At 69.9% G+C, this 23,616-nt stretch carries 22 protein-coding genes, 1 other RNA gene and 1 riboswitch; of the genes, 16 read left to right on the forward strand and 7 right to left on the reverse strand.

Annotated elements, in window-relative coordinates:
- The first annotated feature begins 62 nt into the window (after window positions 1–62).
- Together ACAM26_RS08450 and ACAM26_RS08455 are read left to right on the forward strand one after the other, a co-directional pair.
- Window positions 63–1,043: a calcium/sodium antiporter gene (locus ACAM26_RS08450; protein ID WP_123141724.1), complete on the forward strand. Its 981-nt coding sequence runs from the start codon at window positions 63–65 to the stop codon at window positions 1,041–1,043.
- A 102-nt stretch (window positions 1,044–1,145) separates the two neighbouring features.
- Entirely contained in the window at window positions 1,146–3,059 is a 1,914-nt protein-coding gene (locus ACAM26_RS08455) for a methyl-accepting chemotaxis protein (protein WP_369613430.1), read from the forward strand.
- Window positions 3,060–3,062: 3 nt separating this feature from the next.
- Here ACAM26_RS08455 and ACAM26_RS08460 read toward each other — a convergent pair whose 3' ends face one another.
- Complete coding sequence (locus tag ACAM26_RS08460; RefSeq protein ID WP_369613431.1) at window positions 3,063–4,796, reverse strand: OPT/YSL family transporter; 1,734 nt, start codon at window positions 4,794–4,796, stop codon at window positions 3,063–3,065.
- A gap of 294 nt (window positions 4,797–5,090) precedes the next feature.
- On the opposite strand from ACAM26_RS08460, the gene ACAM26_RS08465 reads away from it, so the two are divergent.
- From ACAM26_RS08465 to ACAM26_RS08485, 5 genes are all read left to right on the forward strand, one after another.
- Window positions 5,091–6,515 (forward strand): KamA family radical SAM protein, encoded by a 1,425-nt coding sequence (locus tag ACAM26_RS08465; protein WP_123141727.1) that lies wholly within the window; start codon window positions 5,091–5,093, stop codon window positions 6,513–6,515.
- 127 nt (window positions 6,516–6,642) lie between these two features.
- Window positions 6,643–6,869: riboswitch (cobalamin riboswitch) on the forward strand.
- A gap of 177 nt (window positions 6,870–7,046) precedes the next feature.
- Window positions 7,047–8,918, forward strand: coding sequence for a TonB-dependent vitamin B12 receptor (gene btuB / locus ACAM26_RS08470; RefSeq protein ID WP_369613432.1), 1,872 nt, complete (start codon window positions 7,047–7,049; stop codon window positions 8,916–8,918).
- A 151-nt stretch (window positions 8,919–9,069) separates the two neighbouring features.
- Entirely contained in the window at window positions 9,070–10,128 is a 1,059-nt protein-coding gene (gene cobT, locus ACAM26_RS08475) for a nicotinate-nucleotide--dimethylbenzimidazole phosphoribosyltransferase (protein WP_123141729.1), read from the forward strand.
- Complete coding sequence (locus ACAM26_RS08480; protein WP_123141730.1) at window positions 10,122–10,712, forward strand: histidine phosphatase family protein; 591 nt, start codon at window positions 10,122–10,124, stop codon at window positions 10,710–10,712. Before cobT ends, ACAM26_RS08480 begins: the two co-directional genes overlap by 7 nt.
- Window positions 10,712–11,461 carry an adenosylcobinamide-GDP ribazoletransferase gene (locus ACAM26_RS08485; protein WP_062276559.1) on the forward strand — a complete coding sequence of 250 codons (750 nt, stop codon included), beginning with the start codon at window positions 10,712–10,714 and terminating at the stop codon, window positions 11,459–11,461. The genes ACAM26_RS08480 and ACAM26_RS08485 overlap by 1 nt, the downstream gene beginning before the upstream one ends.
- A gap of 15 nt (window positions 11,462–11,476) precedes the next feature.
- On the opposite strand, the gene ACAM26_RS08490 is transcribed toward ACAM26_RS08485, so the two are convergent.
- Window positions 11,477–11,878, reverse strand: a complete 402-nt coding sequence (locus tag ACAM26_RS08490) for a hypothetical protein (RefSeq protein WP_369613433.1) — start codon at window positions 11,876–11,878, stop codon at window positions 11,477–11,479.
- A 184-nt stretch (window positions 11,879–12,062) separates the two neighbouring features.
- Between ACAM26_RS08490 and ACAM26_RS08495 the strand changes: the two genes are divergently transcribed.
- Window positions 12,063–12,602 (forward strand): hypothetical protein, encoded by a 540-nt coding sequence (locus ACAM26_RS08495; protein ID WP_123141732.1) that lies wholly within the window; start codon window positions 12,063–12,065, stop codon window positions 12,600–12,602.
- Here ACAM26_RS08495 and ACAM26_RS08500 read toward each other — a convergent pair.
- Window positions 12,590–13,834 carry a hypothetical protein gene (locus ACAM26_RS08500; protein ID WP_369613434.1) on the reverse strand — a complete coding sequence of 415 codons (1,245 nt, stop codon included), beginning with the start codon at window positions 13,832–13,834 and terminating at the stop codon, window positions 12,590–12,592. The two genes, ACAM26_RS08495 and ACAM26_RS08500, sit on opposite strands and share 13 nt — an antisense overlap.
- A 363-nt stretch (window positions 13,835–14,197) precedes the next feature.
- On the opposite strand from ACAM26_RS08500, the gene ffs reads away from it, so the two are divergent.
- The 8 genes from ffs (at window position 14,198) to minE (ending at window position 19,836) form a co-directional block, all read left to right on the forward strand.
- Window positions 14,198–14,294: signal recognition particle sRNA small type (gene ffs / locus ACAM26_RS08505), an RNA gene on the forward strand.
- Window positions 14,295–14,421: 127 nt separating this feature from the next.
- Complete coding sequence (dnaX, locus tag ACAM26_RS08510; protein WP_369613435.1) at window positions 14,422–16,230, forward strand: DNA polymerase III subunit gamma/tau; 1,809 nt, start codon at window positions 14,422–14,424, stop codon at window positions 16,228–16,230.
- Between the two features lie 172 nt (window positions 16,231–16,402).
- Window positions 16,403–16,726, forward strand: coding sequence for a YbaB/EbfC family nucleoid-associated protein (locus ACAM26_RS08515; protein ID WP_062275538.1), 324 nt, complete (start codon window positions 16,403–16,405; stop codon window positions 16,724–16,726).
- A 19-nt stretch (window positions 16,727–16,745) separates the two neighbouring features.
- A complete protein-coding gene (gene recR, locus ACAM26_RS08520) occupies window positions 16,746–17,342 on the forward strand; it encodes a recombination mediator RecR (RefSeq protein ID WP_123140426.1) in 597 nt (198 codons plus the stop codon).
- A 78-nt stretch (window positions 17,343–17,420) separates the two neighbouring features.
- Complete coding sequence (locus tag ACAM26_RS08525; protein WP_123140425.1) at window positions 17,421–17,765, forward strand: histidine triad nucleotide-binding protein; 345 nt, start codon at window positions 17,421–17,423, stop codon at window positions 17,763–17,765.
- Window positions 17,766–17,964: 199 nt separating this feature from the next.
- Window positions 17,965–18,696 carry a septum site-determining protein MinC gene (minC, locus tag ACAM26_RS08530; RefSeq protein ID WP_123140424.1) on the forward strand — a complete coding sequence of 244 codons (732 nt, stop codon included), beginning with the start codon at window positions 17,965–17,967 and terminating at the stop codon, window positions 18,694–18,696.
- A 51-nt stretch (window positions 18,697–18,747) separates the two neighbouring features.
- Window positions 18,748–19,557 carry a septum site-determining protein MinD gene (minD, locus tag ACAM26_RS08535; RefSeq protein ID WP_123140423.1) on the forward strand — a complete coding sequence of 270 codons (810 nt, stop codon included), beginning with the start codon at window positions 18,748–18,750 and terminating at the stop codon, window positions 19,555–19,557.
- 3 nt (window positions 19,558–19,560) lie between these two features.
- Window positions 19,561–19,836, forward strand: a complete 276-nt coding sequence (gene minE, locus ACAM26_RS08540) for a cell division topological specificity factor MinE (RefSeq protein ID WP_005220349.1) — start codon at window positions 19,561–19,563, stop codon at window positions 19,834–19,836.
- 30 nt (window positions 19,837–19,866) lie between these two features.
- Here the strand turns inward: minE and dapE are convergent, their stop codons facing one another.
- Genes dapE through dapC form a run of 4 tightly spaced genes read right to left on the reverse strand, consistent with a single transcriptional unit; the run spans window position 19,867 to window position 23,429 of the window.
- On the reverse strand, window positions 19,867–21,009 hold the full coding sequence (gene dapE / locus ACAM26_RS08545) for a succinyl-diaminopimelate desuccinylase (RefSeq protein ID WP_369613436.1): 1,143 nt from the start codon (window positions 21,007–21,009) through the stop codon (window positions 19,867–19,869).
- The gene (locus ACAM26_RS08550; protein WP_190287917.1) at window positions 21,006–21,356 is read right to left on the reverse strand and encodes an ArsC family reductase; all 351 of its coding nucleotides are present in this window, start codon (window positions 21,354–21,356) and stop codon (window positions 21,006–21,008) included. The genes dapE and ACAM26_RS08550 overlap by 4 nt, the downstream gene beginning before the upstream one ends.
- Complete coding sequence (gene dapD / locus ACAM26_RS08555) at window positions 21,356–22,177, reverse strand: 2,3,4,5-tetrahydropyridine-2,6-dicarboxylate N-succinyltransferase (RefSeq protein WP_123140420.1); 822 nt, start codon at window positions 22,175–22,177, stop codon at window positions 21,356–21,358. The genes ACAM26_RS08550 and dapD overlap by 1 nt, the downstream gene beginning before the upstream one ends.
- A gap of 55 nt (window positions 22,178–22,232) precedes the next feature.
- Window positions 22,233–23,429 carry a succinyldiaminopimelate transaminase gene (gene dapC / locus ACAM26_RS08560; protein ID WP_369613437.1) on the reverse strand — a complete coding sequence of 399 codons (1,197 nt, stop codon included), beginning with the start codon at window positions 23,427–23,429 and terminating at the stop codon, window positions 22,233–22,235.
- Window positions 23,430–23,616 lie beyond the last annotated feature (187 nt).

A 23,616-nucleotide genomic window follows, 5' to 3' on the forward strand; every position in this document is an offset into this window, starting at 1 on the left:
AAACCCGGTGCAGGCGCGTTCGCGCATCACCGGAAGACGATTGCGAGGTCTGAGAGAGACTGATGAGTTTGGCTTTTGTCGCTGTCATTGCCGGTCTGGCACTCCTGGTCTGGAGCGCGGATCGGTTCGTCGAGGGGGCCGCGGCGACCGCGGGCCATCTGGGAATGCCGGCCTTGTTGATCGGCATGGTGGTGGTCGGATTCGGCACCTCGGCCCCGGAGATGGTGGTCTCGGGCTTTGCCGCCGCCCAGGGCAATCCCGGGCTCGCGCTCGGCAACGCCTATGGCTCGAACATCACCAATATCGCGCTGATCCTCGGTATCACCGCGCTGCTCAGTCCGATCGCGGTGCACTCGCGGTTGCTGCGGCGCGAGCTGCCGCTGCTCGCGCTGATCACCGCGCTGGCGGTCTATCAGCTGTGGGACGGTGAGCTGTCGCGGCTCGATGCCTGGGGGTTGCTCGCGGTCTTCGCGCTGGTGATGGGCTGGACCATCGTCCAGGGGATGCGCGGGCGTGGCGATGCGCTCGGCGGCGAGATGGAGCAGGAGCTCGAGCGTCATCCGCTGCCGCTCGGTCGTGCCCTGTGGCTGCTCGCGCTGGGGCTGGTGGTCCTGCTGGCCAGCTCGCGGCTGCTGGTGTGGGGGGCGGTCGAGATCGCCTACGGCTTCGGCGTCAGCGACCTGGTGATCGGGCTGACCATCGTCGCCATCGGCACCTCGCTGCCCGAGCTGGCCTCCTCGATCGCCGCGGTGCGCAAGGGTGAACACGATCTCGCGCTGGGCAACGTGATCGGCTCGAACCTGTTCAACACCCTTGCCGTGGTCGGTATTGCCGGGGCCATCCAGCCGATCGCAATCGCCCCCGAGGTGCTCTCGCGCGATATCCCGGTGATGGTGCTGCTGACCCTGTCGCTGTTCGTGTTCGGCTATGGCTGGCGCCGTCAGGGACGGATCAACCGGGTCGAGGGGGTGGTGCTGATCGGCAGCTATCTCGCTTATATAGGCTATCTGTTCGTCACGGTGAGCGGTGCCGGGTCAGCCTGAAATACCCCTTGGTTAGCGTCGTTTTGATCGCTGGTGTGCGCTTTTCGTGTATGTTGCGCCAGCATAATCCTGTGGTACCGACGAAACCGCGAGGAGGGCGAGGTGCTGAGCAGAGTCCGCATCAGTGTGCAGCTGGCCGTTGGCGGCATGGCGGCGATCCTGGTCACGGTGGCGCTGATCCTGCCCAGCGTCTTCCACAACCTCGGCGCGCTCTCCGAGCGCGCCGAGCAGCGCCGGCTCCAGGACCTCTTCCTCACCCTGCGCTCGGCGCTCGATGAGGAGGCGACACGCGCCGTCTCGCTCGCCGCGGCGCTCTCCAACGTCCCGGATGTCCGCGCCGCCTTCGCCGCCGGCGATCGCGCGCGGCTGCGCGAACTCACCCTGCCGCTGTTCGAGCGGATGCACCGGCAATACGGTCTGGTGCAGTTCCAGTTCCATACCCCGCCGGCCACCTCCTTCCTGCGGCTGCACATGCCGGAGAAGTTCGGCGACGACCTGTCGGGGTTTCGCCACACCGTGCTCGCCGCCAACCGCACCCGCGCGCCGGTCAGCGGCCTGGAGGAGGGGCGCGCCGGGCTGGGGATCCGTGGCATCGTGCCGATGTTCGCGCCCGACGGGCGCCATCGCGGTTCGGTCGAGTTCGGGCTCTCCTTCGGCGAGCCCTTCTTCGTCGACTTCACCGAGCGCTTCGGTGCCCGTGCCCAGCTCACGCTGCGGCGCGGCCAGGACTTCGAACCCTTCGCCGGCACCATCGAGGACGGCACCCGGCTGACCGCCGAGGAGATGCGCCAGGTCATCGCGGGTGAGCGCATCCAGCGCCAGATCCTCTATCGCGACACGCCGATGGCGCTGCTGGCGCAAGCGATCACCGACTATGCCGGCGAGCCCGTGGGGGTGGTCGAGCTGCTGCTCGATCGCAGCGACGACGTCGGCGCCTTCAATCGCGCCATCCGCGACGCCTTGCTCTTCAGTCTGCTGGCGCTCTGTGTCGGCGCCGTGCTGACCTGGCTGCTGAGTCGCGCCATCGCCCGGCCGATTCGCGCCGCTGCCACGCGCATGAACGACATCGCTCACGGCGACGGCGATCTCACCCAGCACCTCGAGGCACGCGGTCGCAACGAGCTGACCGAGCTGGCGGTGGCCTTCAACGCCTTCGTCGACCGTATCCACAACCTGGTCAGGGAGCTGGTCGGGGGTGGCGATCGGTTGAGCGAGGCGGCCGGTGGGCTGTCGGCGACCAGCGAGCAGATCCGCGCTCAGCTCGAGCGTCAGCAGTCGGGCACCGATCAGGTCGCCACCGCCATGACCGAGATGACCGCCACCGTCGCCGAGGTCGCGCGCAACGCCACGCGCGCGGCCGAGGCGACCCGTGACATGGAGCGCGAGGCCGGCGGTGGCGCGGCGGTGGTGCGCGAGACGATCGACGCCATCGAGTCCCTGGCCGCGGCGGTGGAGAACGCCGCGACGGTGATCGCGCGGCTCTCGGACGATGCCGAGTCGATCGGTCGGATCCTCGATGTGATCGGCGGCATCGCCGAGCAGACCAACCTGCTCGCGCTCAATGCCGCGATCGAGGCGGCGCGCGCGGGCGAGCAGGGGCGCGGCTTCGCGGTGGTCGCCGACGAGGTGCGCAGCCTTGCCGGGCGCACCCAGTCGGCCACCCACGAGATCCAGGGCATGATCGAGACACTGCAGGGCGGCGCCCGTGAGGCGGTCACGGTGATGGCCGACGGTCGCACCAAGGCCGGCGAGAGCGTTGCCCAGGCCGGACGCGCCGGTGCATCGCTCGAGGCGATCACCGCCGAGGTGGCCACCGTCAACGACATGAACGGCCAGATCGCCAGCGCCGCCGAGCAGCAGCGCGCGGTGGCCGAGGAGATCGACCGCAACCTCTCCGGCATCAGCCACGAGGAGGAGGAGATCGCCGCCGTCTCGCGACGCATCGCCGAGGCCGCCGAGGCGCTCGCCGCGCTCGCCGCCGAGCAGCAGGAGCGCACCCGGCGGTTCAAGGTCTGAGCCTCAGCCGAGGACGCCGAGCAGGGCGCGGGTGACGCCGCTGAGGCTCTCGCCGGCGATCAGCCCGGCGGCCGCGGCGAGCAGGAAGCGCTCGGCCAGTCGTGGGCGGTAGCGGGCGAGGGCGTGCCCGACCAGACTGCCGAGACAGAGGGTGAGCGAGAGCGATGCCGGGATCACCATCGCCAGCCCCAGCGCTGGCGCGCTCGGTACCCGGCGCGGTCCGTGGCGGTGTTCGAGCAGGGTCAGCACGACCCCGCAGCCGGCGGCGAGGAGGAGTGCGGCGAGCGCGCTCGGCGGCAGCGCGGCGAGTCCCTGGTCGAGGGTCTCGGCCACCACCTTCCAGGTTGCTACCGCCGGGGCCGGCCACTGCTCGGTGATCAGCATGGTCGCCGGGTCCGGGATCAGGCGCAGATAGACCAGGCTGCCGACCACACTGCCCACGGCCACCCCCAGACACTGTGCGATCACCTGGTAGCCCGGGGTGGCGCCGATCGCGTGTCCGGCCTTGAAGTCGTTGAGCAGATCGGCGCTCTGACCGGCCGCGCCGCCGGCGACGTTGGCGCCGACCAGGTTGGCCGTCTGGTCGCCCGGCGCGGTGATGCCGCTGCCGAGCTGCGAGACCTTGCCGATGGCGCCGATCGGCGGGATGCCGGTCTCGCCGACCACGCGCGCCGCCACCATCGCCAGCACGAAGGCGATCGGCACCGCCAGCAGCGCGAGCAGCCAGTGGATGCCGAAGATCAGCGTCTGGGCGAGCACCACCAGGGCGCTGGCGAGCGCCAGTCCGAGTGCGCGGTGCAGTGTGGCCCCGTCGTCGTTTCGCCCGGTGCCGGTGCCCGCGGCATGGGCGGCGCGCAGTTGCAGCACCAGCCGGGTCAGGGTCGCGGCCACCAATAGCGCCACCCCGGGCCACAGCAGCCATTCGATCATGGTCCCGAACCAGCTCGCAGCCGGGTCGGTCGTGCCCGGCAGGATGAACCCCTGGTACAACCCCAGCGGGCCGAGCAGCGCCCAGGCGATGAGCGCGCCGAGCAACAGCGAGAGCCCGGCGCGGACCCCGATGATGGCGCCGAAGCCGGCGAGCATCAGCGAGGGGTCGAGGCTGAGGGTGAGGTTCTTGGCGCTGATCGCCGGGGCGCCGGCGAGTGCGCCGGCGGCGGGCAGCTCGACGCCGAGTCCCGGACGCGGCAGCGCCCAGCGACCGCTGTCGAGCCACTTGAGCGCGGCGGCCAGGGCGCCGGCGCCGAGCAGGACGCGCAGTCTCAGCCGTGCCTCGCGACCCTGGCGGAACATCTCCTGCAATGCCTCGGCGGTGGCGCGACCGGTGGGGAAGGGTAGCGGGGTACGCACGATCAGCCCGGCGCGCAGATACCAGGCGACCCAGATGCCGAGGAAGCTCACCGCGAACACCCAGGCGATCAGCTCGACGGCGGGCAGGTTGCCGCCGGAGAGCATCGCCAGGGCCGGGATCGGCGCGACCAGCCCGCCGGAGATGATGTTGGCCGCGGAGGACGCGGTGGTCTGGGTGATGTTGCCCTCGCCGATGGCCAGCGGCGCGCTCAGGCGCAGTCGCGCAAGCAGTGCCCAGAGTCCGCTGGCGATCAGCAGCGCCACGATCGAGATGTTGAACGACCAGCCGATCTTCAGTCCGGCGTAGACGTTGCACGGGGTGAGCAGGGCGCCGAGTAGCGCGCCGCCGAGGAGCGCCCGGGCGCTCAGCTGTCGATGCCTGTCCATGTCGCTCCCGATGATTGCGCACCCATCGTCCGGGTGCGGGTGACTGTGCCCCTGTCATGCGATCCGTGTCCCTCGCGCCGGATCGGGCAGGGTTCCTGTGTTAGGATGGTGAAATCCTTTGCAATGGTTTTGCCAGTCCGGGCGGCTGCTCGGATCCTCTGGTGGCGCGCTCACGCGCCCGGCGCCGGCGAAGCGCGTACGACGAATACCGTCACTTCTTTCGCCAACCCCTTTGGATAGCCGTGCCCATTCGGTTCAGCGTCCTCTTCTGACTATCCACAGAGGAGCTTTGTCATGTCCTACAACAATGCCCAGCCCAAGCGGGCGGTGGCGGTCGAGTCCGCCCGCCCGTTCCGTGTCCACACCCAGCGTGATCTCGACCGCATCGATGCGCTGCGTGGACTCTCCGAGGATCGCCGTTTCGCGATGAAGGTGGTCTCGACCGTGCTGCCGTTTCGCGTCAACGACTATGTGATCGATGAACTGATTGACTGGGACAATGTCCCCGATGATCCGATCTTCCAGCTGGTATTCCCGCAGCAGGGGATGCTCAGCGAGCGTCATTTCAGCCGCATTGCCGATCTGCTGCGCGCCGAGGCCGCGCCCGCCGCGCTCGAGGCCGCGGTGCGCGAGATCCGCGCCGAGCTCAACCCCCATCCCGCCGGGCAGCTCGAGAGCAACCTGCCCAAGCTCGACGGCGAGCGCCCGCTCGAAGGGCTGCAGCACAAGTATCGCGAGACCGTGCTGTTCTTCCCCAGTCAGGGGCAGACCTGTCACGCCTATTGCAGCTTCTGCTTCCGCTGGGCGCAGTTCGTCGGCGACAAGTCGCTGCGCATCGCCTCGAACGAGGCCTCCGGGCTGCACGCCTATCTGCGCCAGCACCCGCAGGTCACCGATCTGTTGATCACCGGCGGTGATCCGATGGTGATGAAGGCGCGCCATCTCGAGGCCTATCTCGAGCCGCTGCTGCGTCCCGAGTTCGATCACGTCCAGAGTATCCGCATCGGCACCAAGGCGTTGACCTTCTGGCCCCAGCGTTTCGTCGGCGACGCCGACAGCGACCAGCTGATGGCGTTGCTCGAGCGGCTGGTGGCCAACGGCAAGCACGTCGCGCTGATGGCCCACACCAACCACTGGCGCGAGCTCGAGACCGCGACCGCCCGCGAGGCGATCGCGCGGCTGCGCGCCACCGGCGCCGAGATCCGCAGCCAGGGGCCGTTGCTCGCCCACATCAACGACGACCCTGAGGTGTGGACGCGGATGTGGCGCACCCAGGTGCGCCTCGGCATCATCCCCTACTACATGTTCGTGCAGCGCGATACCGGCGCCCAGCACTACTTCGAGGTGCCGCTGGTGCGTGCCTGGGAGATCTATCGCGAGGCGATCCAGGGGGTCTCGGGGCTGGCTCGCACCGCGCGCGGTCCGAGCATGAGTGCGGGGCCGGGCAAGATCGAGATCCAGGGCGTGACCGAGGTCGCCGGCGAGCGGGTGTTCGTGCTGCGCTTCCTCCAGGGACGCAACCCCGACTGGGTCAACCGCCCCTTCTTCGCCCGCTTCGACCCCAAGGCGACCTGGCTCGACGATCTGGTGCCGGCCTTCGGCGAGGATCGCTTCTTCTTCACCGACGAGTATCTCACCCGCTGGCCGAGCGCCCAGGCGGCGCGGATCGAGTCGGTCCGCGCGCCCGAGTCTGCGCTGCCCGAGGTCTCCGGACTCTGACCCTCCCCCCGCGGCGCCCGCTCTCTGCGAGCGGCGTCGGCGGTATCGTTCTCGGCTTGACCCCGGTCAGTCAGTCTGTCCCGTGGCGGGGGCGGGCGTTGACTTGCTCCTTCCGATCGGACTTAATCGGCGCCCTCGATTCCGCGGTGGCCCCTGGACCCAGTTCCCGGGGCTGAAACGGGAAGACCGGTGCGCCGATCGTCCGCGATCGGTCAGTCCGGCGCTGCCCCCGCAACGGTAGACGAATCAGGGCGCGACCTGATGCCACTGTGTCGATCACGGGAAGGCGTCGCGTCCGGGGCCATGCCGGCCCGCTCGTGAGCCCGGAGACCGGCCTCGGAATCAGGATCCGCAGTGCCCGCAAAGCGAGGCCGGGCGGGTCCGTCAAGCCGGGGCTGCGTGGGTAGACCGGGTGGCGATCGCGGCTCCTCGCGCATCCAGCGCGTGGCCGGTGACGCCTGCCCGCCGAGCATCCAGCCCCTCTCTGTTGTCGACCCCTGCGGGTGTGCGGGGTCCTGTGAGGAGCATGTGATGAAGAGTCCCTTGATGCTGGCGGCGCTGGCCGCGCCCTTGAGCGTCCAGGTCCTGGCCCAGACCGATTCCCAGGTGTTGGAGCCGACGGTGGTCACTGCCACGCGTACCGCCGAGCCGGCGGGCGAGACCCTGGCCACGGTGAGCGTGATCGATCGCGCCGAGATCGAGCGGCGTCAGGCCCGCTCGGTGCCCGATCTGCTGCGCACCCTGCCCGGCGTGAGCATCGCCCAGAACGGCGGTCCCGGCCAGTCGGCCTCGGTGATGCTGCGCGGCACCAATTCCGATCACGTGCTGGTGCTGATCGACGGGGTGCGTGTCGGCTCGGCCACCCTGGGCACGACCTCGCTGCAGGACCTGCCGGTCGATCAGATCGAGCGCATCGAGGTGGTGCGCGGGCCGCGTTCGAGCCTCTACGGCTCCGAGGCCATCGGCGGTGTCATCCAGGTCTTCACCCGTCGCGGCGGCGGCGCGCTCACCCCGCGCTTCAGCGTCGGTGTCGGCGAGCTGGGCACCGCCAGCGTCTCCGGCGGGCTCTCCGGCGGCGGCGAGCACGCCTGGTTCAACCTCGGCGCCAACTTCGAGCAGACCGACGGCATCAACGCCTGCGCCGGTCGCCCCTTCCCCTATGCCGGTTGCGGCGTCGATCAGCCCGATCGCGACGGCTACAGCAGTCACGGCGTCAGCGCCCGCGCCGGTTATGCCTTCAACGAGCGCGCCGAGGTCGAATTCCACCTGCTCAGCGCCGAGAGTGCCAACGACTTCGACGGCTCGGCCTTCTCCGGCAACAAGGCCCGCTCCTCGCAGCAGGTCTTCGGCGCCAACGCCACCCTGCGCCCGCTCGATGCCTGGACCCTGACGCTCACCGCCGGGCGCAGCTGGGACGATTACCGGGTGTTCTACGACGATGCCGCCGCGGCGGTCTTCGATCAGTTCGTCGACCGCTTCCAGACCGAGCGCGACAGCCTCTCGCTGCAGAGTGATGTCACCATCGCCGCCGGGCAGCTGGTGAGCCTCGGGATCGACTATGTCGACGATCGGGTCAGCGGGACCGTCGACTATGCCGAGGACGCGCGCGACAACCTCGGCGTGTTCGGTCAGTACCAGGGCAGCTTCGGCGCCTTCGATCTCAAGCTCAGCCTGCGTCAGGACGACAACCAGCAGTTCGGCAGCCACACCACCGGCAGCGCCGCGCTCGGTTATCTGTTCGCCAACGACATCCAGGTCGCGCTCTCCTACGGCACCGGCTTCAAGGCGCCGACCTTCAACGAGCTCTACTACCCGGGCTTCGGCAACACCGCGCTCGATCCCGAGGAGTCCGAGAGCATCGAGCTGATGGCCAACGGCCCGCTGCCGCTGCCCGGGCGGATGCGCGGCGACTGGCAGCTGAGCCTCTACCAGACCGAGATCGACGACCTGATCGCCTATGACTCGGCCATCTTCGCCCCGGCCAACGTCGACTCGGCGCGGATCCGCGGCCTCGAGGCCGCGGCCGATCTCCGCTGGGACGACTGGACGCTGGCCGGCAACCTCACCCTGCTCGATCCCGAGAACCGCTCCGAGGGCGCCAACGACGGCAATCTGCTGCCGCGTCGCGCCGAGCAGAGCCTGCAGCTCGATCTCGATCGCACGCTCGGACGCTGGCGCGCCGGTGCGACCCTGCAACTGGTCGGCGAGCGCTACGACGACCTCGCCAACCAGGTCGATCTCGACGCCTATGCGCTGCTCGATCTGCGTCTCGAATACGCCTTCAACCCGGCGCTGCGCCTCCAGGGACGGCTCGCCAACGCCCTCGACGAGACCTATGAAACGGCCTATCTGTACAATCAGCCCGGTCGCGCGTTCTACCTGACCCTGCGCTACCAGCCCTGACCCCGGACGTCGCTCCGCCCCGCGTCGGGGCGGGGCCGCCCGGCGAGCAAGGCCGTCGTGTCCTCGATCCCTTCCCGCCGCCCCGTGCGGCATTCGACCCGTCGCGCCGGTAGTGCGCGACGCTCATCGCTCCCATCCATGAGGTGCGCCCATGACCCCGACCCTCGACTGGCTCGCCGAGCCCTGTCCCCCGATCGATCAGACCGCCGTGCAGCATGCGCTCGCGCGTCAGGACCAGCTCACCAAGCCACCGGGCTCGCTCGGTCGGCTCGAGGAGCTGGCGGTGCGTCTGGCCGGCCTGCAACGCACCGCCACCCCGGAGGTCGATCCGGTGCGGGTGCTGTTGTTCGCCGCCGACCACGGGGTTGCCGCCGAGGGTGTGTCGCGCTATCCCCAGGATGTCACCAAGCAGATGGTCCGCAACATCGCCAATGGCGGGGCGGGGGTCGCGGTGATGGCCAAGGCGGTCGGCGCTAGGCTCGATATCATCGAGCTGGGCCTGGCCACCGGCTCGGAGGTCGTCGAGGGCGTGCGCTCCGAACCCCTCGGGCCGGGGAGCGGCAACATCGCCCGCGAGCCGGCGATGACCCCCGAGCAGCTTGCGCGGGCGCTCGACATCGGGCGCGACGCGGTCGATCGCGCCGTCGCCGAGGGCGTGCGGCTGATCATCGGTGGCGAGCTCGGTATCGCCAACACCACCGCCGCCGCCGCGCTGGGCTGCGCGCTGCTCGATCGCGCCGCCTCCGAGGTGGTGGGACCGGGGACCGGGCTGGACAGCGCCGGGGTCAACCGCAAGGCCGAGGTGGTGGCGCGTGCGCTGGAGCTGCACGCCAGCGAACCGCGCGACCCGCTGGAGATGCTGCGCCGGCTCGGCGGTTTCGAGATCGCCGCGCTCGCCGGCGCCTATCTGCGTGCCGCCCAGCGTGGCGTGGTGATGCTGATCGACGGCTTCATCGTCTCCTCGGCGGCGCTCGCCGCGGTGCGTCTGCAGCCTGCGGCGCGCGACTGGATGCTGTTCTCGCATCGCTCGGCCGAGCCCGGTCATCGGCTGATGATGGAGGCGCTGGAGGCTAACCCGCTGCTCGATCTCGGCTTCCGTCTCGGCGAGGCGACCGGCGCCTGCGCCGCGGTGCCGCTGCTGCGTCTGGCCTGTGCGGTGCATCGCGACATGGCGACTTTTGACGAGGCCGGAGTGAGCAACGCGTGCTGAGCCTGCGCGGCCGGCTGATCGACCTGCTGCGTCACGGCGAGGTCGAGGGCGGGAGCCGCCTGCGCGGCAGTTGCGATGATCCGCTGAGCGCGCGCGGCTGGTCGCAGCTGCGCGCGGCCACCGCCGGGCTCGACGAGCCGCGGCTGGTGGTCAGCTCGCCATTGCAGCGCTGCGCGGCCTTCGCCCGCGAGCTGGCCGCACAGCGCGGGCTCGAGCTGGTGCTCGAACCCGCGCTGGCAGAGCGTCACTTCGGCGATTGGGAGGGGTGCTCGGCCAGCGAGCTCCCCGAGGATGAACTCTGGCGGCTGTGGGATGACCCGCTCGGCTTCACCCCGCCGGGGGGCGAGCCGATGTCTGACTTCCTCGCCCGGACCCGCGCGGCCTGGCGCGCGCTGCTCGAGGGCGGCGGGCCGGACGCGCTGGTGGTGACCCACGGCGGGGTGATTCGCGCGATCCTCGCCGAGGTGCTGGAGATGCCGCCGCGAGCGATGATCCTGCTCGAGGTCGCCCATGCCGGGCGCAGTCGCGTCCGTGTCCCACCCTCACCGGGCCGCCCCAGCCTGGTGACCCATCGAGGTCCCTGATGTCCCATCTCGTTCCCTTCTATGCCGCCGGGCGGCTGTTGACCCGGCTGCCCTTTCCCGACCCCGGCGTGGTCGACCCCGTCGACCAGGGCCGCTCGGTGGCCTGGTACCCGGTTGTCGGGCTGGTGCTCGGCGCGCTGCTCGCGCTCGCCGCGCTCGCCGCGCAGCACACCGACCCGCTGCTCGGCGCGGCACTGCTGCTCGCCTTCTGGACCTGGTCGACCGGCGGGCTGCACTGCGACGGCCTGGCCGATAGCGCCGACGCCTGGATCGGCGGACTCGGCGACCGCGCCCGCACCCTGGAGATCATGAAGGACCCGCGCAGCGGGCCGATGGCGGTGGCGGTGCTGGGGCTGGCGCTGCTGCTCAAGTGGAGCGCGCTGCAGCTGCTCCTCGATGTCGAGGCGGCCTGGCTGCTGCTCTGGGTGCCGCTGCTCGCGCGCGCGGTGCTGCCGCCGCTGATGCTCACCACCGCCTATGCGCGCGCGCAGGGCATCGTCAGCGATCAGGTCGCCCATCTCGGGCGCACCTGGGCGTGGACGGCGAGCGGCGCGGCCTTCCTCGGCTGTGTGCTGGTACTCGGTGGGCTGGGGCTGGTGCTGGCCGGGTGTGCCCTGGCGGTGTTGTGGCTGGCGCGTCGCGCCATGCGCGCCCGGCTCGGCGGCTTCACCGGCGACACCGCCGGCGCCCTAGTCGAGCTGACCGAGATCGCCCTGGTGGTGCTCGCGGCGCTGCTGCTCGGCGGCTGAGCGGCGCCGCGGCTCTCAGCGCACCAGCTGGTGCGGGTCTGCGGCGCAGGCCTCGCGGCACGCGCGATGGCGATTGGTGCAGTAACCGTAAAGGTTCTCGGCGCACGACCACCAGGGATAGCCGCAGTCGAGTTCATCGTTGAATGTGCCGACCTCGCTGAGACACCAGCGATAGTCGCGGAAGGCCTCGGTATGGTCGGCCTCGCAGTCGCGGTAGTCGGCGCGCGCGCTCGCGCGACAGTGCTCGCGCGCGCTGTCGCACTGGCCGATGCAGGCGGCGATGGCGAGCTGACGAGGCAGGGGCTGGTCCTTCAGCAGCGGGTCGCTGCAGGCGCCGAGCAGGCTCAGCGCCAGGGCCAGCACGACACCACGTCGCGCTCGACGAAAGGGATGCGGTGACGATTGGCGCAGTCTCATCGGGAGGCTCCGGGGATGTGACGGTCGCGCCTCGACCCTGGCGCGGTTGCGGTCACTGTAGCGGCAATCGCGCCCCGGCGCATCCGCATGACATACAATGGGCGCTCGGGAGCCGCGCCTGACCGCGGCCGGTCGAGGGTCGAGGCGGGCGCGGGCCGCGCCGCCGTCGCCGAGGGAGAACGTCATGTCCAGAATCGTCGTGCCCGTCGTGTTGCTCGGTCTGCTTGCAGGGTGTGCGCTGATCCCGCCGCAGCGTCTCGGTGGCATCGCCGTCGAGGTGCCGCCGGAGGAGTACGGCAGGCGGCTGTGCGAGCACCTCGAGATCGAGGTCTACGCCACCTGCGTCAGTCAGGTGATCGACAATCTCGAACGTCCCCGTCCCGAGGTGCCCTCGCCGGGTCGCTCGACCTCGGGGCCGGTGGTGGCGGTGGTCGATGGCGAGGTGTTCAGCGGTGACTACCGTTCGACCCTGTTCACTGGCGAGCTGAATCTGACCAGCCCGAAGACCCGTTGTCGCGGTGGTTACAGCGCCTTCTCCGGTGATCCCGCCGCGATCTACGAGCTGTACTGCGAGGACGGGCGCAGCGGCTGGGCGGATCTGGTGCGCGATCTCAGCGGTCGCAACGGTATCGGCCGGCTCGCCTTCAGCGACGGCGCCGCCGGCCAGCTGGTGTTCGGCCACGCCCCGCTGGGCAGCGCCGAGCCCTATCCCTACCTGCCCTGATCGGGGCCGCGCAGACGCTCGGTCAGGCGCAGCATCTCGCGCTGCATCTCCAGGTTCTCGAACGGGCGCAGCGCCGGGAGCTGGCGCTCCATCAGCGCCTCGAGCAGGCGCTGGCTGGCGCGCACCAGCCCCACCAACTCGCCCGAGAGGCTGACTGTCTGATAGGTGTTCCAGGCGGTGGCGATGTCGCCGGCGAGCTGCGCGCGCGCGGCGCGGATCTGACGCGCCTGGTCCTCGAGATAGCTCCGATAGACCGCCGCCGCCTCGCCGGTGACGCGCTGTGCCTCGAGGTTGGCCTCGAGCAGCGCGGTGCGCTCGGGGTTCTGCGCCTTGAGCGTGCGGGTCTCGGCGGCGAGCGTGCGGGCGCGCTCGGCGATGGCGTCGATGCGCGGCAGGTAGTCGTCCTCGATCTGGCGCTCGATGCGGCGGTGGAGGTGCTCCAGGGTCTGCAGCAGCACCACGTAGAGTCCGTAGTAGCGACGCGCGCTCTCCAGATCCTCGCCGCTCTCGGCGACCAGCTGTTCGAGCTGTTCGGTGAGGGTGCGGACGTTGTCGAAGAGGATGCCGAGCTCGACGACGTTGTCGCCGACCACGGTCGAGAGCAGGAAGCGCACCTGTTCGTCGTCGATGTCCAGCCCCATGGCACGCAGCTCGGCGGCGAAGCCACGCTCGATCGCGGCGATCTCGGCCTCGATCGCGGTGATCTCGCGCTGGTCGCGGGCGATCGCCGCGGCGTGGTCGGCGCGGGTCTTGAGCAGGGTCGACTGCTCGGGGGCGGTGAGCTGCTGCTGTCTGGACTCGGCGATCTGGGCGCGCAGCTCGACGATGCGGGCGTTGAGTTCGCGGATGCGCGCGCGCTGGGCGAGCGCCGGCGAGACCGAGAGCAGCGCGACGGCACGATCGAGCAGGGCGTCGATCTCGGTCTGGTTGGAGTCGCGGTCGGGACCGAACCAGGCGCGCTCGGGCAGCGTCGCCTGGCGCTCGGTGAGGGTCAGCGCCTCCTCCAGCTCGGGGCGCGCCCGCTCCCAGGCACGACCGAGATCGTCGTCATCATCGCCGAGCAGTCGTCGGGCGTCGGCCGCCGCCTGGTCGGCGAGTTCGCGCGAGCGCTGCCACCACGCGGCGGCGGTGCTCTGGGCGCGCTCCCAGGCATCGGTCTCCGCCTCCTGCGCCAGGCTCGGCGCGGGCAGGGCGAATGCGAACAGCAGTGGGGTCAGCAAGATCGGGCGCATGGCGGTCGGAGTCGGGCGGTTGCGGAACTCGCCCCACTCTAGCAGCGCCGCGCGCGCTTGCCGAGATGAGGATGGGGAAGGTTGAACCACAAAGGCGCGAAGGGAAAAAGCCACCAGCCGTCAGCCTCCAGTGAAGAGGCGGCCGGCCGATGATGACGACGGTTGAAAGCAAGCGCCCACTGGCGGCTGATGACTGGAGGCTGACAGCCCTCACACCTCTTTGCGGCCTTGGCGCCTTTGTGGTTCAACCCGTCGGCGTCAGCTGGGCGCTGGTATGCCGTTTGTCTTCCGTGGCGCACTTTGTTAATCTCTCGTGCTCTTGTCGTCATCGTCTGATGGCTGCAAGAGCGTTATGGTGACCCGTGTCGGTCCCCTCGCAACGTGAGATCGTGAACCCGGTCAGGCCCGGAAGGGAGCAGCCGCAGCGGTTGAAGCGTGTGCCGGGGTGTGGCTGGCGCGGGTTGCCGCCCCAGATTCCGCGCTGACGCCGGCCTCGGTCCGCGACGCCAGACGCCACCCTTAGGAAGCTCCCCGCGCTCGCCAGCGTGCGCGCCCTGCAACAGAGTTTCGACCGATTCGAGTCGCGCATGTCCTACCAGGTGCTCGCCCGTAAGTGGCGCCCCAAGTCGTTCGACGAGATGGTCGGCCAGCAGCATGTGGTGAGGGCGCTCGCCAATGCGCTCGATCGCGGCCAGCTGCATCACGCCTATCTGTTCACCGGTACCCGCGGGGTTGGCAAGACCACCCTGGCGCGCATCCTCGCCAAGTCGCTCAATTGCGAGCAGGGCGTGAGCGCCCACCCCTGTGGTCGGTGCGCGACCTGTCGCGAGGTCGATGCCGGGCGCTTCGTCGATCTGATCGAGGTCGACGCGGCCTCGCGCACCAAGGTCGACCAGACCCGTGAGCTGCTCGACAACGTCCCCTATGCGCCGGCGCACGGTCGCTGCAAGGTGTATCTCATCGACGAGGTGCACATGTTCTCGGCGCACAGCTTCAACGCCCTGTTGAAGACGCTCGAGGAGCCGCCGCCGCACGTCAAGTTCCTGCTCGCCACCACCGATCCGCAGCGTCTGCCGGTGACCGTGCTCTCGCGCTGCCTGCAGTTCAACCTGCGCCGCCTGCTGCCCGATGAGATCGGCGCGCACCTGCGTCATGTGCTCGAGACCGAGGGGCTGGGATTCGAGACGCCGGCGCTGGCCCAGCTCGCGCGCGCCGCCGACGGCAGCATGCGCGATGCGCTGAGCCTGCTCGATCAGGCGATCGCCTTCGGCGGCGGTCGGCTGGTCGAGTCCGAGGTGCGCGCCATGCTCGGCACCCTCGATGGCGAGGTGGTGCTGGCGCTGGTCGAGGCGCTGGCCGGTGGCGACGGCGCCGCGCTGCTCGCCGAGGTCGAGCGCGTCGCCGCGCTCACCCCCGATTACGCCGAGCTGCTGCGCGAACTGATCGCGTTGCTGCATCGTCTGGCGCTGGTCCAGCAGGTGCCGCAGCTGCTCGCCGCCGACGATCCCGATGGCGACCGTCTCCGCGCCCTGGCCGCGCGCCTCTCGCCCGAGGATGTGCAGCTCTACTACCAGGTCGCGCTGACCGGGCAGGGCGATCTCGCCCTCGCCCCGGACCCGCGCGCCGGACTCGAGATGGTGCTGCTGCGCGCGCTCGCCTTCCGCCCCGCCTCGCCCGCCGGGCAGCCCGATGGCGCGCCTGCCGCGCGGCGGGCGCCCGATCCGCGCCCCGTCCCCGAGGCCGCGCCCCGTCCGAGCGCGCCAGCGCCGAGCCGTGGCTCGAGCGCCTCTGGCACGCCACCCTGGGAGGTTGCCGCCCCGGCACCGCCCCCGGCTCCCGAGCCATCGGCGCCTGCGCCCGTCGCGGCGCCGCCAGCTGCGCCCTCGCCGGGCAGTGCGCCCGCCGCTGGTGTGCCGCCTTGGGAGGTCGCCGACCCGAGCCCGGCCCCCGAGCCGTCCGCGCCCGAGCCCGTTGCGCCGCCGCCCACGCCTGCCGCCGCCCGTGCCGATCTCGGCTCCTCGGCGCAGTGGCAGCAACTCGTCGCCGGGCTGCGGGTGCGCGGTATCGCCGGCGAGCTGGCGCACAATTGTGGTTTTCTCGACTGGGCCGATGGCCGGTTGCTGCTGAGTCTGGACCCGGCGGTCGAGCATCTGCGCGTGGCCTCGGCCGAGAGTCGCTTGCGCGAGGCGCTCGAGGCCGCGCTCGGCGAACCGGTGCGCCTCGAGTTCCAGGTTGCCCGCCCCGAACAGGAGACGCTCGCCCAGCGCCGCGTGCGCGAGGCCGAGGCGCGTCAGCGCACGGCCGAGGAGACGATGCACGCCGATCCGGTGGCCGAGCGGATGCGCGAGCAGTTCGCCGCCGACTGGGTCCCGGGCAGTATCGAGCCGCAGGGCTGAGTCCGCGCATGCCGGGCGCTGGCCGCTGTCATGCCTCCCCGCGTCCGCTCGAGCCATGTATCCTTGCGTCCGGTCGCGACGCGCACACCGCCCCGGGCCAGCGCTCCGTCATGCGCTGTCCCTTGCCGGGGGCGCGATGTCCCCAATCATCCGTCAACGAGGTAGATCCAAGATGAAAGCTGGACTCGGTGGCCTGCTCAAGCAGGCGCAGAAGATGCAGGAAGAGATGCAGCAGGCGCAGGCGCGTCTGGCCGAGGAAGAGGTGACCGGCGAGGCCGGCGGCGGTATGGTCAAGGTGACCATGAACGGCAAGTACCAGGCCAAGCGCGTCGAGATCGATCCCTCGCTGCTCGGCGACGACAAGGAGATGCTCGAGGACCTGATCTCCGCGGCGATCAACGACGCCACCCAGCGCGTCGCCGAGAAGATGAAGGAGACCATGTCGTCGGTGACCGCCGGCATGCCGCTGCCCCCGGGCATGAAGTTCCCCTTCTGAGCCCGTTGGTCGAGCGCGCATGAGCGAGCGGGCCCTGCTCGATCAGCTGATCGATGCGTTGCGCTGTCTGCCCGGGGTCGGGCCGAAGTCGGCGCAGCGCATCGCCTTCCACCTGCTCGAGCGTGATCGTGAGGGCGGGGCGCGGCTGGCGCGGGTGATGGCCGAGGCGATGACCCGCATCGGCCACTGTGATCGCTGCCGCACCCTGACCGAGCGCGAGCGCTGTGCGATCTGCGCCGATCCCCGTCGCGATGCCGGATTGCTGTGCGTGGTCGAGCAGCCCTCCGAGGTCGTCGCCATCGAACAGGCCACCGACTTCGGCGGGCGCTATTTCGTCCTCGGCGGGCGGCTCTCGCCGCTCGACGGCATCGGTCCGGCCGAGCTCGGGCTCGACCGGCTCGAGGCGCTGCTGGCCGAGGGCGGGGTGCGCGAGCTGGTACTCGCCATCAGCCCCACGGTCGAGGGCGGAGCGACGGCCCAGTTCGTCGCCGAGCTGGCCGCGGCGCAGGGTGTTGCGGTCACCCGGATCGCCCAGGGCGTGCCCCTGGGCGGCGATCTGGACGCGCTCGACGGTGGCACCCTGGCGCTCGCCCTTGCCGGGCGCCGCGCCTTCTGAAGGGACCGGCGGGCCAGTGCCGCGCCGGTCATCCGCCCCGAGCGGGGCGATATCTCGATCTTGGGAGCGAACATCAGGATGACCGATACCATCTTCGGCAAGATCGCCCGTGGTGAAATCGAGGCCGACCTCGTCTACGAGGACGAGGACGTCGTCGCCTTCCGCGACCTCAACCCGCAGGCGCCCACCCATCTGCTGGTGATCCCGCGCAAACCGATCCGGACCCTCAGCGAGGCCGGTGCGGAGGATGCCGAGCTGCTCGGCAAGTTGTTGCTGGTCGCCGCCAAGGTGGCCGAGCAGGCCGGGATCGCCAAGGGTGGCTATCGCACCGTGATCAACTGCAACGCCGGTGCCGGGCAGACGGTGTTCCATCTGCACCTGCATGTGCTCGGTGGTCGCGCGCTGCAATGGCCGCCCGGCTGAGGGCGATGGGCTGACGGGAGGTGGCGTCGCGTCACACCGCCGACTGGCGGGCGCGTGGCGACGGTTCGTCCCTCTCACTCTATGCCGGCGCGCGTCGAACGGGTAGCATTGCCGCTCGACAGGGTGGTCGTCCGCGCTGCAGCGGCCGGCGGGACTACAGCATGGAGACCTGGGGGCGCGAGACGCTCGAGATCACACTATGGCAGCGAATCCACAATCGCTCGAAGGTGAGGCCGCAGCGGCCTTCGAGCTCAAGGCGGCGGGGTTCACCCTGCCGATCTTCAGACTGCTCGGTGACGACATGGAGGCCGTGGCCAATCAACTCAGCGCCAAGGTCGGCCAGGCCCCCGATTTCTTCCGCAACACCCCGATCGTGATCGATCTCGGCGACTTTGCCGGCGGCGAGGTCGAGTTCCCGTTGTTGGTGGGGCTGCTGCGTGGCTACGGGATGATCCCCTTCGGTGTGCGCGGCGGCAGCAAGGCGCAGCACGCCAGCGCCGAGACCATGGAGCTGGCGGTGCTGGGCGAGACCTATTCTCGTGCCGCGCGTCCGAGTCCCGCCAACGCCGAGAACGCCGAGCGTGCCGCCGCCGATGAGGCGGTCCACGCCTCGATGCTGGTGGCCCGTCCGGTGCGCTCCGGACAGCGTCACTATGCCGCCGGCGGCGACCTCTCGGTGGTCGGGGCGGTCAGCTCCGGGGCCGAGTTGATGGCCGACGGCAACATCCATGTCTACGGCCCGCTGCGCGGTCGCGCGATGGCGGGTGTCAACGGTGACCTGGAGGCGCGAATCTTCTGCCAGGACCTGCAGGCCGAGCTGGTCGCCATCGCCGGCCACTACCGGGTGAGCGAGAACATCCCCGCCGAGCTGCAGGGGGTCCCGGTGCAGATTTTTCTCGATCAGAAGATCCTGCGCATCGAGAAACTGTGAATCGATCCGGGGACCGACAAACGGAACACTCCCCATTAGGAGGCTGCAACTTTGGCGAGAATCATCGTAATCACCTCGGGTAAGGGCGGGGTCGGCAAGACGACCACTGCTGCTGCGCTGGCCATGGGGCTGGCCCTGAAGGGTAAGCGCACGGCGGTGGTCGACTTCGACGTGGGACTGCGCAACCTCGACCTGATCATGGGTTGCGAGCGACGTGTCGTCTACGACTTCGTCAATGTCATCAAGGAGGAAGCAACCCTCAACCAGGCGCTGATCCGCGACAAGCGCAGCGACCATCTCTATATCCTCCCGGCCTCGCAGACCCGCGACAAGGATGCGCTGGCCAAGGATGCGGTGGGCCGGGTGCTCGAGGAGCTCTCCGACAGCTTCGACTTCGTCGTCTGCGACTCGCCCGCCGGGATCGAGCATGGCGCGACCATGGCGATGTACTATGCCGATGACGCCATCGTGGTCACCAATCCCGAGGTCTCCTCGGTGCGTGACTCCGATCGCATGCTCGGCATCCTGTCGAGCAAGTCGCGCCGCGCCGAGAACGGCGATGAGCCGATCCGCGAGCACCTGCTGCTCACCCGCTACGATCCGCGTCGGGTCGACAACGGCGACATGCTCAGTGTCGAGGACGTGCAGGAGATCCTGTCGCTGAGCCTGATCGGGGTGATCCCCGAGTCCAAGGCGGTGCTGAGCGCCTCCAATGCCGGTATCCCGGTGATCCTCGACCATGACAGTGATGCCGGCCAGGCGTACGCTGACACGGTATCGCGCTATCTTGGGGAGGATATCCCGCACCGCTTCACCGAAGCGGAGAAGAAGGGCTTCCTGAGCCGTCTATTCAAAGGGTGACCCATGGGCCTACTCGACTACTTCCGCTCCTCGCAGCCGAAGGGCTCCGCCAACGTTGCCAAGGAACGGCTGCAGATCCTGGTGGCGCACGATCGAGCCGCACGCGACCGTCCCTCCTATCTGCCCAAGCTGCAGCAGGAGATCATCGACGTCATCCGCAAGTACGTCGATGTCGACATGAACGCGGTCTCGGTGAACTACGAGCAGGAAGACGCCCACGAGGTGCTGGAGCTCAACATCGTGTTGCCGGAGGCGGCGCAGCAGCGGCTGGCGCCCTGAACGCGCCCGCCGCTGTTGCCTGCCGAAGCCTCAGTCCGCGTCCCCGAGCAGGCGCTCGAGGATGCCGGCGTAGACGTCGCTGAGCAGGTCGAGTTCGTCGACCCCGACGCATTCGTTGACCTGGTGGATGGTGGCGTTGCGCGGGCCGAGCTCGACCACCTGGGCGCCGCTCGGGGCGATGAAGCGCCCGTCTGAGGTGCCGCCGGCGGTCGACAGCTCGGTGGCGATGCCGCAGTGCTCGGCGATCGCCGAGCGCGCGGCCTCGACCAGGGCGCCGCTGGGGGTGAGGAAGGGTTCGCCCGAGAGTCGCCAGTCGAGCGTGTAGTCGAAGCCGCCGGCGTCGAGGATGGCGCCTACCCGGCGTTGGATGGTGGCGGCGTCGAGTTCGGTGGAGAAGCGCAGGTTGAACTGTGCGCAGAGCTCGCCCGGCACCACGTTCTCTGCCCCGGTGCCCATGTTCAGGTTGGCGATCTGCAGGCTGGTCGGCGGGAAGTGCGCGTTGCCCTGGTCCCACACCTCGGCGACGAGATCGGCCAACGCCCGGGCGCTCTCGTGGAAGGGGTTGCGCGCCAGTGCCGGATAGGCGACGTGTCCCTGCTTGCCACGCACCTTGAGAAAGCCGCTGATACTCCCCCGTCGACCGTTCTTGATGGTGTCGCCGAGCCGTGCGCTGCTCGAAGGCTCGCCGACCAGCGCATAGTCGATGCGCTCGCCGCGCGCCCTGAGCCGGCGCATCACCTCCACCGTGCCTGCGGTCGCAGGCCCCTCCTCGTCACTGGTGATCAGCAACGCGATCGAGCCGTGGTGATCGGGATGACGCGCGATGAACGCCTCCAATGCGCAGACGAAGGCGGCGATCGAGCCCTTCATGTCCGCCGCGCCACGCCCGTAGAGCAGGCCGTCGCGGATGCTCGGCTCGAAGGGGGGCGAGTCCCACTGCTCGAGCGGCCCCGGCGGCACCACGTCGGTGTGCCCGGCGAAGCAGAACAGCGGCCCCTGGTCGCCGCGACGGGCCCAGAGGTTGGTGACGCCGTCGCAGGGCATCGTCTCGATCCGGAAGCCGAGCGCGGTCAGACGCTCGGCGAGCAGCTGCTGACAGCCCTGGTCGTCGGGGGTGACGGAGGGGCGGGCGATCAGCTCGTGGGCGAGCTGTAGGGTGGGGGAGAGGGTCATTGCTGGAACCAGGTCTCGTAGTCCGTGGCGCTGAAACCGACCCGGATGGTCGCGCCGTGCTCGAGCAGCGGGCGGCGGATCAGGGTGGGGTGGGCGAGCACCAGCGCGCGGGCGCGCGTCGTGTCGAGATCGGCGCGCTGCTCGGGCGGGAGCTGGCGCCAGGTCGCCGAGCGGCGGTTGATGAGCTGCTCCCAGCCGAGCGTCTCGAGCCAGGTGTCGAGCCGTTCGGGGTCGATGCCGTCTGCGCGCAGATCGTGGAAGCGATGATCGATGGCACGCGCCTGCAGCCAGGCGCGTGCCTTGCGTACGGTATCGCAGTTGGCGATACCGTAGAGCACGATGGTCATCAGATGTCGCGCAGCAGCTCGTTGATGCCGACCTTGCCGCGGGTCTTCTCGTCGACCTGCTTGATGATCACCGCGCAGTAGAGGCTGTGGCTGCCGTCCTTCGCGGGCAGACTGCCGGGGACCACCACGGCGCCGGGCGGCACCCGGCCGAAGCAGATCTCGCCGGTCTCGCGGTTGTAGATCTTGGTGCTCTGGCCGATATAGACGCCCATCGAGATCACCGCGCCCTCGCCGACGATCACGCCCTCGACGATCTCCGAGCGCGCGCCGATGAAGCAGTTGTCCTCGATGATGGTGGGCGCGGCCTGCACCGGCTCGAGCACACCGCCGATGCCGACGCCGCCGGAGAGGTGCACGTTCTTGCCGATCTGCGCGCAGGAGCCGACCGTGGCCCAGGTGTCGACCATGGTGCCGGAGTCGACATAGGCGCCGATGTTGACGTAGGAGGGCATCAGCACGCAGCCGGGGGCGATGTAGGCGCCCTTGCGCGCGGTTGCCGGCGGCACCACGCGCACCCCGCCGGCGCGGAATTCGCGCGAGTTGGCGTCGGCGTACTTCGAGGGCACCTTGTCGTAGTAGTTGGTGAAGCCACCCTTCATGAACTCGTTGTCGGTGATGCGGAAGGACAGCAGCACCGCCTTCTTCACCCAGTCGTTGACCACCCAGTCGCCGTCGCGCTTCTCGGCCACGCGCAGCTCGCCGCGGTCGAGCCGCTCGATGGTGTCCTGGATGGCGTCGCGCACATGGGTCTCGACCGCGCGCGGGGTGATCTCGGCGCGGCGCTCGAAGGCCTCGACGATGATGGATTGTTGCTCGGTCATGGGTTCGGTTCTCTCGTTGCTGAAGGTTGGAACGGATTCGGTCGGGTGCGCCGGGTCACAGTCGCGCGAGACAGCGGCGGATGCGTCGGGCGGCGTCGACGCACTCGTCGAGCGGGGCCACCAGGGCGAGACGGATACGCCGCTCGCCCGGGTTGTGGCCATCGACGGTGCGCGAGAGGAAGCTGCCCGGCAGCACGGTGACGTGCTCCTCGGCATAGAGCCGGCGCGCCAGCTCGGTGTCGCTGATCGGGGTCTCGGGCCAGAGATAGAAGCCCGCTTCGGGGAGACTGAGCGGGAGCGCGCCGTCGAGCACCTCGGCGACGGCGGCGAACTTCTCGCGATAGCGCGCGCGATTCTCGCGCACGTGCGTCTCGTCGCGCCAGGCGGCGATGCTCGCGTGCTGATGGTGCAGCGGCATGGCGCAGCCGTGATAGGTGCGGTAGAGGAAGAAGCGCTCGATCACCTCGGCGTCACCGGCGACGAAGCCCGAACGCAGCCCCGGCGCGTTGGAGCGCTTGGAGAGGCTGTGGAAGACCACGCAGCGCGAGAAATCGGGGTTGCCGATCGCCGCCGAGACCTCCAGCAGCCCAGGCGGTGGCGCCTGTTCGTCGAGATAGAGCTCGGAGTAGCACTCGTCGGAGGCGATGACGAAGTCGTGGCGGTGTGCCAGGGCGATCAGCTCGGCCAGGGTCTCGCGGTCGGCCACCGCGCCCGTGGGGTTGCCCGGTGAGCACAGATAGAGCAGCTGACAGCGTTCCCAGGTCGCCGCATCGACCGCCGAGAAATCGGGCAGGAACCCGGTCTCGGCGGTGCAGGGCAGGTAGCACGGCTCGGCGCCGGCGAGCAGCGCCGCGCCCTCGTAGATCTGGTAGAAGGGGTTGGGCATCAGCACCAGCGGGGCCGGTGTGGTGCGCGTCACGCAGGCCTGGGCGAAGGCGAACAGCGCCTCGCGGGTGCCGTTGACCGGCAGCACCTGATGCTCGGGGTCGACCGTCGCGCCGAGGGCGAAGCGCTGGCCGAGCCAGTCGGCGATCGCCTCGCGCAACGTCGGCAGCCCTCGGGTGGTGGGATAGCCCGAGAGTCGGTGCAGGTGCGCGATCAGCGCCTCGCTGACCAGGCTCGGCGTGGGGTGCTTGGGCTCGCCGATCGAGAGTGCGATGTGATCGCGGTCGACCGGCGGCTCCAGCCCCTGCTTGAGGGCCGCGAGACGCTGGAAGGGATAGGATTGGAGACGGTCCAGATCCGGGTTCATAGGGGCAAGAGGCCTGCTCGCCGACGGGCCGCATGGACACGTTGGGCGCTGGGAAAAAGCGTCTAGTATAGGCCAAGGGCGGGGGCGGCTCCATGGGGGCGCCGCCGTCAGCGGATTGAACCGCAAAGCCGCCAAGGACGCGAAGGGGAAAGCGGCCAGTGGTCAGCGGTCAGCGGCCACCAGCCGC

The organism is Marichromatium sp. PS1 (assembly GCF_041155115.1).
In the GTDB taxonomy this organism is placed as follows: domain Bacteria; phylum Pseudomonadota; class Gammaproteobacteria; order Chromatiales; family Chromatiaceae; genus Marichromatium; species Marichromatium gracile.